Annotated in this window: 5 protein-coding genes; 3 read left to right on the top strand and 2 right to left on the bottom strand. The window is 39.4% G+C overall.

Features of this window, described 5'->3' with window-relative positions:
* Positions 1-5028, top strand: a 5028-nt coding sequence (locus AC4GME_RS09725; protein WP_490379307.1) for a transporter substrate-binding domain-containing protein, incomplete at its 5' end; no start/stop codon positions are given.
* Complete coding sequence (locus AC4GME_RS09720; protein ID WP_490376319.1) at positions 5021-6106, top strand: HD-GYP domain-containing protein; 1086 nt, start codon at positions 5021-5023, stop codon at positions 6104-6106. The genes AC4GME_RS09725 and AC4GME_RS09720, both read left to right, overlap by 8 nt.
* A gap of 164 nt (positions 6107-6270) precedes the next feature.
* Here the strand turns inward: AC4GME_RS09720 and AC4GME_RS09715 are convergent, their stop codons facing one another.
* Positions 6271-7860 carry an alkaline phosphatase gene (locus tag AC4GME_RS09715; protein WP_490379306.1) on the bottom strand — a complete coding sequence of 530 codons (1590 nt, stop codon included), beginning with the start codon at positions 7858-7860 and terminating at the stop codon, positions 6271-6273.
* 205 nt (positions 7861-8065) lie between these two features.
* Between AC4GME_RS09715 and AC4GME_RS09710 the strand changes: the two genes are divergently transcribed.
* Positions 8066-9307 (top strand): DUF711 family protein, encoded by a 1242-nt coding sequence (locus tag AC4GME_RS09710; RefSeq protein ID WP_490376321.1) that lies wholly within the window; start codon positions 8066-8068, stop codon positions 9305-9307.
* 126 nt (positions 9308-9433) lie between these two features.
* Here the strand turns inward: AC4GME_RS09710 and AC4GME_RS09705 are convergent.
* Positions 9434-9881 (bottom strand): IMP dehydrogenase (locus tag AC4GME_RS09705; protein ID WP_490379305.1); only part of this gene is annotated, 448 nt, incomplete at its 5' end.

The raw sequence follows: 9881 nt of genomic DNA, 5'->3' as shown, positions 1-9881 counted from the left end.
AATGCAGAGCAAGGATATTACCATAAAGAGAAAGATTTAGGGTTTACGCAGGCAGAGTTAAACTGGCTTAAAACACACAATGATATTATTTTTGCATTTGATCAGAATTATGCACCTTACAGTTTTAAAAATGAGAAAGGGGAATATGAAGGGATTGCTGTTGATATTACCCGTGAAGTTGCTAAAAGAGCAGGAATTAGCTACTCCATTTATCCTGACGGCGTTTGGAAACAACTTTATAATGCCGCATTAAATAAAAAAGTTGATGTGATTGCAACGTTAGTAAAACGCCCGGAAAGGCAAGATAAATTTGAGTTTACCAGCCCCTATTTATCGCTGGCGCAGTACATTATTACCCATGATAAAGTTTCGGATATTGAAAAAAGAGAGGATATTTCAGGGAAACGATTTGCATTGGTTGAAGGTTACTCTACCAGCAAATATGCACAGGAAGAGTTCCCTAGTCTGCAGATTGTTTGGGTCAGTAATTTACAGGAAGCACTGGAGGCGGTTTCAACAGGAAAAGTTGATGGCACTATTGCTGGTATGGGGATGGCCCATCATTTAATCAGTCAGTCGGGTTATTCCAATTTAAAATTTTCAGCCCTGTATGCACAAGGGTTATCTGAGCAGCGTTTCGGTATTCGCAAAGACTGGCCTGAACTTGCCTCTATCATAGAAAAATCCTTAGCAAGTTTAAGCGAAGCAGAGCGTCTGCATTTTTTTCAAAAATGGAGTCATCCTGAAATTGCCAAGGTGGAAACCCTTACCCAATCTCCAATCCTGATAGATAACTTAACGGCAGAAGAGTTGTCGTTTTTAAACGGTATTGAGCAAATTAATATCGGTACTATGGTTGCATGGCCTCCAATGGACTATGTTGATCGCGATGCTGTTCCTAAAGGAATTGGCGCTGCACTTATTAATACACTCAATAAACGTCTGGCCGGAAAATTAGTGATACATCCTGGTGATTGGGACACTATTTATAATGGCGTTAAAGATAAAAAGTTAGATGCATTGACGGGCATAACGCCTCGTAAAAATAGAGAGCCATTTTTTGAATTTACCAATCCTTATGTTGTTGTTCCACATGTCATTATTTACCAAAAAACAGCTGAGTATAACTCTCTTGCCGCATTAGCAGGGAAACGGGTGGCGCTTGAAAAAGGTTTCTTTTTAAATGGAGTTTTAAGCGAAAAATATCCGGAGATCACTGTAGATGAATTTGCATCAACAAGTGATGCACTTGCTGCTGTATCCAGTGGCGAAGTTGATGCCTATGTGGGAAATAGAGCTGTTGCTATGTATATAATCAAGCAGGAGCTGATCAGTAACTTACAGGTAGGTAAAAAAATAGTTGAAGTTGAATCTGTGAATGCTATTGGAGTTCGCAAGGATTGGCCGCTATTAAGCAGTATTTTTAAAAAAGCGATGTTAACTATTAGTGATAATGAATGGGATCGAATTTTAGGCGGCTGGGCAGAAAAAGATTATAAGAAGTTGTCCCTGTCATTAGCAGAAAAAAACTGGTTAAAAGAGCATTCAATAATCCGTTTAGGTTATGACAATAATTGGGCTCCTATCGAATCGATTAATGAAAAAGGCAGGTATGAGGGGCTAAGTGCTGATTATATTAAAAAAATAGAGGCTTTATTAGGGATTGAGATAATTCCGGTTAAAAATCGCGGTTGGTCTGAGATGCTGGAGGGAATGACGGACGGAAGCATTGATCTTTTAGCTGCTATTGTTAAATCACCACCTCGTGACAAATATATGGATTTTACCGACCCCTACCTGCTATTTCCAATGGTTATTGTGACTCAGGATAATGTCCGATTTATTACCGATATCACAGAGCTTGATAGTAAAAAGGTATCTGTTGTTAATGGTTATACTTCTCATGATTTTGTTGCAAGCAATCACCCTAAAGTTAATTTGCATTTAGTGGATAGTGTTTCTGAAGGATTGAAATCAGTATTGCGGGGAGAAAGTTTTGCATTTGTCGGTGGCCTTGCCGTGGTTGGTGATGTTCTGAGTCGGGAAGGGATCACCAGCCTTAAAATTTCAGGGGAAATGCCGTACCAATATAAATTGAGTATGGGGGTTAAAGAGGGTGATACGATCCTTTTAGGATTAGTGAAGAAAGCCTTGAGTGCGATTAGTAAGGAGGAGCGTACAAAAATAAACAGTCACTGGTTTAATGTGATTTATGAGCATGATTTTGATTACAAATTACTACTGGAAATCATTGTTCCTATCTTCGGCTTACTTATCTTTTTGTTTATTTGGAATCGTGTACTTAAAGTTAAAGTTGCACAGCGTACCAATGAACTATTTCGAAGCCATCAACAATATAAAAACCTTGTTGATCATCTGCCCGTTGGCGTTATTGTGACTTCGCTTGATGGAACAATAATTTCAGTCAATGAATCTTTAATCAGCATCTTTAAAGGTGAAAATAAGGAGCAGATGCATAATTCTATTTTTACTGATTATTATGAGAAAGATGAAGATAGAGAACGGTTTTTATCTAAAATATCAACGGGCAGCGTAAAAGGGTTTGAGGCTAAGTTTAAACGAACTGATAACTCTATTTTCTGGGGGAAATTATCATCAATTGCTCAAGTTGGTGATGATGATAAAAAATATTTACTTAATGTACTGGAAGATATTGATGAGCAAAAATATGCTGAACTGCAGTTGGAAAATTATCAAGCACATTTAGAAGAGTTAGTTGAGACGCGCACGGTTGAATTGAAAACAGCGAAGCAGGTAGCAGAATCTGCAACTGAAGCAAAATCCCTGTTTTTAGCCAATATGTCACATGAAATTCGCACACCAATGAATGCGATTCTCGGCATGTTATACCTTGCCCAGAAAACTGAGCTTGACCATATCCAAAAAAATTATATTACCAAATCAGAAAATGCGGCCAATACCCTGCTGCGCATCATAAACGACATTCTCGATTTCTCAAAAATTGAAGCAGGGAAACTAGAGATTGAATCTGTTGTCTTTAATTTAAACCAAGTTGTGTCGCAATCAATTGATCTTATTGGACAAAACGTCAGAGAGAAAAACCTTGAATTATTGATTCAATTACCTGTTGATATTCCCTCTTCGTTAATCGGTGATGGGATGCGGGTGGGGCAAATTTTAACCAATTTTTGTACTAACGCGGTTAAATTTACAGAAAAAGGAGAGATAACGATTGGCATCGAGACGCTCTCACAAACTGCTGACACTATAATGCTTAAGTTTTATGTAAAAGATTCAGGTATTGGTATCTCTGCAGCGCAGCAAAAAAAGCTGTTTAGTAAATTTACTCAAGCTGATGAAAGTACAAGTCGTAAATATGGAGGAACCGGGCTTGGCTTGGCGATTAGTCTGAAGTTAGCGGAAATAATGGGAGGAACATGCTGGATTGAAAATAGCGAATTAGGCAAAGGTTCAACGTTTTGTTTTTCTGCACAATTTGCTATTGCGGTAGAGAAAGAAAAGCAACGCAGCGAGGCGTTAACAAGAATATTACCGACACTGCAAGATCTGAATATTTTAGCTGTTGATGATAATGAAGCGTGCCGTGATGTTTTAACTGGAATGTTACGCAGCCTTAATTTGAAATATGAGATGTTTAGCAGTGCCGAGGAGGTACTGCAAAAATTAAGGGATGAAAAGAACCGGGTTGATATTATTTTACTTGATTGGAATATGCCGGGTATGAAAGGAGATGAATTAGTACAGAAAATTCATGAGATGGAGTCACTCACTGTAAAACCAAAAACAATTATGATCACAGCTTACGGACGTGAAGAGGTAATGCGCATCGCTAAATATATGGAGATAGACGGCTTTATTATTAAACCATTCTCCTCTTCTATTTTATTGGATACGATAATGGGGGTTTTAGGGAATGAGGCCGTATTTAGTACTCTTGATGATCATTTGCATGATATTGAGATGCCTGTTATTGAAAATGTAACTGTTTTATTAGTTGATGATAATGAAATAAACAGGGAGGTTGGGATTGAGCTGCTTAAACATATGGGCATAACCGGTATCGAAACAGCCGAGAATGGTGAAGAAGCGCTCAATGCAATTAAACTCAAAAGATATGATGCTATTTTAATGGATATACAAATGCCAATTATGAATGGCCTTGAAGCAACCAAAGCCATTAGACAATTAGCAGTAGAATTAGATGATGATTATTATAAAAATTTACCCATTATTGCCATGACAGCGCAAGCCATGGAAGGAGATAGAGAGGAAACACTGGCTGCAGGAATGAATGACTATGTGAGTAAACCGATTGTTCCACTTAAATTGTCACAGGCATTGTCGCGCTGGCTGACAGATAACTCATCTATAAGCTTATCTTCAGATAAGCTGGACAGTGCGATTGTCGATCAGCAGTTAGCACAATTTCCCCCATCTGATTATATCGATTTTAATATCGGTTTAGGGCGTTTACTTGGCAACCTGACCTTATATTTAAAACAACTGCATAAATTTGCCTATAATTATGCAGTTAGTGGCGACGATTTACAGCAACTGACTGCAGCCAGGAAACGAGCAAAAGCTGAGGCTTTAACGCATGAAATAAAAGGAGTTGCAGGGAGTTTAGGGATGATTAATCTTTTTGATATTACAACCAGGATTAATAATGAACTGAAGAATGGTAATTTAACAGAGCAGGCGCTTGTTGCGCAATTTAGCGCGTCTTTACAAGCAACAATTGACGATGTTAATAAGCTGACAATTACTGAAAAGGAAAAAGGGCCAATACAAGTGCTGGATGCTTTTGAATTAAAAGATAAATTAGAGCTTGTTATAGAAAATATCGATCAGGATATTAGTATTTCTATTGATATTATGAATGAGGTGGAACAGTTAGTTCAGGGCTCTCAATGGGCCATGAAGATTAATGAAATTAGTAAATGCTTATACAACTTTGAAATTGAAAAGACTGTGGTTTTAGTTAATAAATTGATGGGCAGCTTAATTGGTGATGAAAATGAATAATAAACAGGCTGAACCTAGGATCCTTATTGTTGATGATGTGGCTGATAATATTCATATTTTGATGAACATACTTAAAAATGACTACAGTATTGTTGTGGCAACCAATGGCGAAAAAGCAATAGATATTGCCAGCACAGCCCCGTACCCGGACCTTATTTTACTCGATATAATGATGCCGGGAATAACGGGCTATGATGTTCTTAATATATTGAAAAAAAATATATTAACAGAAGGTATTCCTATTATTTTTGTCACAGCAATGGGAGGAGCAGATGATGAGGCGAAGGGCTTATCATTAGGCGCTGTTGACTATATATCAAAACCAGTTGTTCCTGAACTGGTAAAATCACGAGTTAAAACTCATCTGCTGTTAAAGCAGCATAAAGATTATCTTGAAGCAAGAATTGCTGAGCGTACGGAGCAGCTCCGGAAAACTAAAGATGCTATCTTAGTGGTGATGGGGATTGTAGCTGAGCATCGGGATCCTGAAACGGGGGAGCATATTCAGCGTACCAAAGAGTATGTTCGTGCGATGGCTAAAGTGATGAGTCAAGATAGTAAATTTAAAGAGCAGTTAAACCCTGAGCTTGTTGAGATCTACGCAAATGCCGCACCACTCCACGATATTGGTAAAGTAGCAATATCAGATAATATATTACTTAAACCTGGTAAATTAACGGAACAAGAGTTTAGCGCAATGAAGCGCCATGCAATTGCCGGGGAAGAAACGATTGCACAAGCACAACGCTTTCTTGATGATCCTGCATGCCTTGAAACTGCAAAAGATATTGCCGGTGGACACCATGAAAAATGGGATGGCTCAGGCTATCCTCGCGGGTTAAAAGGAGATGAGATCCCGCTTGCTGCACGTATTATGGCATACGCGGATGTCTATGATGCCTTAATTTCGAAACGACCTTATAAACTTCCATTTTCACATGAAAAAGCCTGTGCAATTATTAAAGAGGGGCGCGGTACGCATTTTGACCCTGATTTATATGAGATATTTGTACAATTAGAAGGGCAATTTAGAGTTATTTCGCAACGCTTTAAAGCAGCTAATGGTGAAATTGAATAAATTATCATCGCTTGTTTTCAAAATCGCACAGCTTACTGCCGCATAATCTGATTCTTGGTCATTTTATTGTTTTGCAACAAATGGCGGCTTTAGATATTTTGATTGTTTCAATAGTTACAGCCACTTAACTAATGCTAAGTGGCTTGTATAACAGAAACTGACTATTAGCCTTTTTTTACTGCTTTAATTAATAACTGACCAATATCGGTATGATGAGACAACGTTGAAAATGCAGCGGTGACATCGTTAGGACCATAAGCTATCACTGCAACCGGGGTATCCGTATGTGTGCCTGTACCCCAGACGATATTTTGTTGTTCACTTATTGCCCGCCCGATTAAGTCTTTACGGATCTCCTCGCCGTAAACATAAAACGCTTTAAAATCGTTTACTTTAGGGAAGGTTTTAGCTTTAAGGTATTTGTTATCGGGATCGTGATAATGGTTTTCTTCGTTTTCTAAAATATCTGTTGCTTGTTGTATCGTTATCTTAAATTCACTATTGGCATTCACGATTTTTTGTAATGAACCTGCTGTTTTATCTGTTTCTGCAAATGCAGAGATAATGCCGGCAAAGCTTTTTTTCTGAGCATATAGCTTATCTAGAATAGCTATTGATCCGAAATTAAAGTTTGGTTTGTAATCGCGATCTTTAAAGGCGATACCACTGCGTTTTTGCGCTTTGGGTGTATTGGCGCGAGAATAACTAAAGCCAAATCCACCTGTTTCATGGTCGGCTGTTACAACCACTAAGGTATCGTTACGCTCTTTTACCCAGTCGTAAACATACTGGATTGTTTCATCAAATTTAAGCATCTCATGCAGCATAGTTGCGGCATCATTATCATGCCCGGCCCAATCAATCTGACCACCTTCAATCATTAAAAAGAAACCTTTGGGATTTTCTGACAAAACATCAAGTGCTTTGCTGGTCATCTCTTTTAAGCTCGGCATAGTGCGAGCGGCTGAGTTTTTACTCTTGCTGTAGCTTATCCCGTCCTGCATACCTGAATAGGCAAATAAACCCAGCAATTGCATACCTTTTGTGTCTGCTAATGTCTGGCGGGTATGAACTACTGAGTAACCGGCTGCTTGTGCTTCTGCTAATAGATTCTTTTGATCTTTACGTTTCGATTTGATTTTTATCTCACCCCCCGTTTGTTTCTGCAGTTGTTGATATAAATCACCTTTGTTATTGACCGATTTTGGTATCCAGTAACGCAGTCCACCCGATAACATCACATCTACGCGATTGGCCAGCATCTCTTCGGCGATTTTACTTTCCAGTGAGCGATGTGGTTGATGTGATGCAAAGGCGGCCGGTGTCGCATGTGTCAATCGTGTATCTGAAACCAGACCGGTAGATTTACCCAATTTTTTAGCAGTCTCTAAAACGGTTTCAACAGGATTACCCTCGATATCAACACCGATTGCTTCAGAAGGTGCATCCATACCTGAGGCAAGATGAGAGGCGGAACAAGCAGAATCAACCACTAATGCATCCGCGGGGCTATGTAATGACATACCTAATACACCATTATCAATTATGGTTTTAAGCGCTGTATCACGGCCGTTATAAATAGAGTTTGGCGCTTTACGTGCATATTCTTCCAGCAGGCCCATTTGACCCGGACCCATGCCGTCACCAATCATTAAAATAACGTTTTTAACCGCAGATTGGGCAGTTGTAAGGCTGCTGGCCAGGCTTAATAAGATGGCAATTACTGTTTTTTGAACTGTTTTACTGTTTCTCATAAATATTCCTAAGTTATTAACTAGTAAGATCATGATAGTTATATTAATGGCTGAAAATGACTGAATTATGACAGCGCATGTGAGTGGCAAAAAATTTAATCAAACAGTTATTATTGTACAAAATGGCTAAATTAGTTGGCTAACTTATAAATATTCTGTAGTTTTACAGTGTCTTCTGCCGAGACCATAAATAGGAACTAACTTTATGAATTATCAATCTAAAGCATTATGTAAATTACGAACGATCAGCACATTTTTAGTCTTAGATAAAAACCGTTCAAGCTGGCAAAAAGAGATCCGCAAAGCCTCTGATTTTTGTTTATCTCTAGCTGCTAAATTTGTTGAAAATGGTTATCAAGTGCAGTCGATTCGTATTGTCACTAATGCTTTTGCCGAGTACTTAAATACCCAGGATATCAATAGCACAAAAGCTGATTTGCAATATATCAGTGAGTTATTGAATGCAATAAAATCAGATGGTTTACGTATTCGTTTTGCGATTGGCGAAGCGAAAACAGCACATGAAATTTCATTACTGCCCGATTTAATTCAATCTTACGGCGACCTGTGCAATGCTTGTGTTAATGTGCCGTTAGATGAATATGGTGTGTTAGATAATCAGCTAATAGTAGAGGCTGCACAAGCGGTTGCAAAAATCAGTGAAATTACTGCACGTGGAGAGGGCAACTTTAACTTTACGGTTAACTTTAACTGCAAGCCGCTTATTCCTTATTTCCCCGCTAGTTATCATCAAAAAACGCTTGGCAATCTGTATGTGCTTGGTTTGGAAACACCCGATCTGTTGCTGCATCTGCTTAATGAATTTAACCAGAAAAATGATTCCCTTAATCATAATCAGCGTTTTAAAGAGTATTACCGTTTGATGAGTGAAGGCTTGCAGTATCATGTCTCGACGGTTAAAAGCATCCTTGATGATTTTGAGAAAAACAACAGCAACGGCGATTTTACTTTTGCGGGAATCGATAGCTCGGCGGCTCCTTCAAAAGAGTGCGCAAGTATGGTGGATGTTTATAAACAGATGGGGGTGCCATATTTTGGTGCTTCGGGCACGGTTGAAGCCTCTGCATTATTAACACGTGTATTTAAATCAATAAAAGAGATGCCGTTGGTTGGGTTCTCCGGTTTGATGTTAGCGGTAACTGAAGATACCGGTCTTGCACAAGGCTCAATTGATGGCGATTATGATATGCGCGCATTGCTGACCTATAGCGCGGTGTGCGGGATAGGTTTAGATACAGTGCCGATTCCGGGGGATACCTCGATTGCCAAAATGAGTGCGCTGATGCGGGATACCGGCACCATGGCATATCGTTTAAACAAACCGTTAACGGTACGAGTTTTTCCTGTTCCTGGATTAAAAGCGGGGGAGTTAACAAAATTTGAAAGTGATGATCTGTGTAATTGCGCGGTATTAGCGGTGCCGTAAGTTTGTTGATTTGAATATACCCAAACCAACTTCAAGACGCTGATTCCTGCATCATGAAATGGCTTGGATATATAACACGTAAGCTATAACTAGTTTACGTGTTATTGAATCAACTAAGCGCGGTTATTACTCTTTACCGTAGACGTTATTCTCTTGCTCTTGTACACGGATAAAGGTGGTGCGTTTTGATAACTCTTTTAGTCTGGAAGCGCCAACGTAAGTACAAGTAGAGCGTACGCCTCCCATAATATCTTGAATCGTCTCGCTTACTTCGCCGCGATAGCGTAATAATATGGTTTTACCTTCAGCAGCGCGATAATTAGCCACACCACCTGAGTGTTTATCCATCGCACTTTTAGATGACATGCCGTAGAATTTCATGAACTTTTTGCCATCTTTTTCGATGATTTCACCGCCACTTTCCCGATGCCCTGCAAGCATACCGCCGAGCATAACAAAGTCAGCGCCACCGCCAAAGGCTTTGGCAACATCGCCCGCGCAGCTACAACCACCGTCACCGACAATACAGCCGCCAAGGCCGTGAGCGGCATCGGCACATTCAATAATCGCAGAA

This window comes from Psychromonas sp. (assembly GCF_983033635.1).
Note: the sequence above shows the minus strand (reverse complement) of the source record. Positions and strands in the feature narration are given on the sequence as shown.